The 2,046-nt window shown below is 71.2% G+C and carries 2 protein-coding genes; both read right to left on the bottom strand.

Annotated features, from left to right (window positions below):
- Positions 1-606: PAS domain-containing protein (locus VF825_RS00635; protein ID WP_331109038.1), on the bottom strand; the 606-nt coding region annotated here is incomplete at its 3' end.
- A 213-nt stretch (positions 607-819) separates the two neighbouring features.
- Positions 820-2,046, bottom strand: a 1,227-nt coding sequence (locus VF825_RS00630) for an InlB B-repeat-containing protein (RefSeq protein ID WP_331109036.1), incomplete at its 5' end; no start/stop codon positions are given.

Raw genomic sequence — 2,046 nt, 5'->3', positions numbered from 1 at the left:
CGCCCACGGGCCGGCCGCGTGGATCGCCTCCGCCACCCGCTCCTTCCCGGTCCCGCTCTCACCGAGGATCATCACCGTCGCGTCGGAGCCGGCCACCAGCCGGACCATCCGCTCGAGCTCCAGCATGGCCGGGGCGCGGCTCCGGAGCGGGCTCCCCTCCTCGCCGCCGGCGTCGGGGTGCGGCTCGGGGGCCTCGATCACCGAGGTGAAGGTCTCGAGCGCGCCGACGGGCTCGCCGCCCGGCGCGAGCAGGGGCACCGCGCTCTTCACGATCAGCAGCAGCCGTCCATCCTTCGTCCTGACCGTGCAGGTCTTGGAGACACGCTGGCGCTCGACCATCCCGCACTTGATGGGGCCGAGACCGCAGGCGCACCCCTGGACGGAGTCGCCGGCGAGCAGCGAGCAGTCCCGACCCAGCGCGTCCTCGCGGGAGTAGCCGGTGATCCGCTCCGCGGCGCGGTTCCAGTAGGTGACGCGTCCGGCCACGTCCGTGGTGAACAGGCCGTGCGGCAGCGCGTCCGCGAGCACACGCACCGCGCCCTCGCTCCCCAGGCCGAGGAAGGGGAGTGTCTCGAGGTCGATGTGCGCTGGCATGGGTCCCGTCACGACGTCCATTGAGAGCCCAAATGGAGCACAGCGCTTCGCGCGCGCCATGCGCCCGATTGCCGCAAGCCTCTCATCCGGCACTCATGCTGCATGTGCACGAAACGCGAGCGACGTCGCACGGTTGACCGCAGTCCCGACCGCGCGGCTGATGCCTTCAAGAAGGAGAGGGCCCGGCCGCCACGAAGGACAGCCGGGCCCCTTCACTGCGACTGGCTACCGGGAGAAGTACCCGACGACCAGCCTGGGCTTCGTCATGTTGACGGAGCAGGTCGTCCCCGAGGTCGAGTCACAGCCCTCGAACCTCAGGAACGTGGCGCCTCCGGCGGGGTTGGCCGTGAGCGTGACGGTGCTCCCCGTGGCGGGGTCGATCCGGCAGATCTGGTCACCGCCGGCGCCACAGGAGATGCCGCCGCCGGTGATCGTGCTCCCGCTGCTCGAGAACACCCGGACGACCAGCGCCTGCGTCGGTGAGTAGGGACCGCCACCCGAACCGTCGCTGAACAGGGCGGTGACGCCGGTCGTCCCGGCCACCGTGGCGGTGCACTGTGCCGGAGCGCCCGCCACCGGCGTGCAGCCTTGCCAGCTCACGAACGTCGTGTTTGGACCGGGATTCGCCGTGAGGGTCACGACGGTGGTGTCAGGGAGCGCCGCGTTGCAGGCGCCCTGCGTGCCCATGTTGCAGTTGAACGCGCCGCCGCTCACGTTGCCCCAGCCGGTGCCCACCACGCTCAGGTTGATGCCCGAGCCGGTCACCGGGGTCGTCTGCACCGGCGCGCCGAAGGTGACGGTGACGAGCTTGGTGCCGCCCAGGCCGTCCACGGCTCCGACCCCCGAGAACGTGCAGGCCCGACCGTCCGCGGAGACCGACGCGCATCCGGTCCAGCCGGTCACGACGGACCCGACGCCGGCGCTGGCGGTGAGGACGAGCGTGCCGCCCTGGGCCACCACGGTGCTGCAGCTGCCGATGTCGAAGCGACAGTCGATGCCTGCGCCCGTGACGCTGCTGCCGGGGGCGTTGCCGTACATGCGAACGTAGACCGGCACCTGGCCGCCGGTCAGCGCCGCCACCCGCACCTGCGAGTAGCCCATCGCCTCCCAGTGCTCGACGAACCTTGGCTGGCCGGCGTTGGGATTCGGGATGGTGCCGGCGGAATCGAGGAACTGATCCTCCGCCGGCTCCCTCAGCTGCTTGCCGAAGAAGAACGTCGAGCCGGCCGAGTGGCAGTCGGTGCAGCCACCCGCACCGTACGGACCGGGCTTCAGCGCCGGGTTGGCCGGGTCGCGCTTCGGGACCACGTTGTGGTTGATCGCGAAGTCGTGGCTCTCCGCCACCGCGCTCTCGAAGAACTGCACGTTGCCGGCGGCGTCGAGGTAGTAGACCTTCCCGGCGCGGATCAGCACCGGCCGCACCACGATCGTGGCGGCGGTGGGATCCGGGTT

Source organism: Oryzihumus sp. (assembly GCF_036391795.1).
Taxonomy (GTDB): Bacteria; Actinomycetota; Actinomycetes; order Actinomycetales; family Dermatophilaceae; genus Oryzihumus.
The sequence above is the reverse complement of the archived record's forward strand: the minus strand, read 5'-3'. Positions and strand labels throughout refer to the sequence as shown.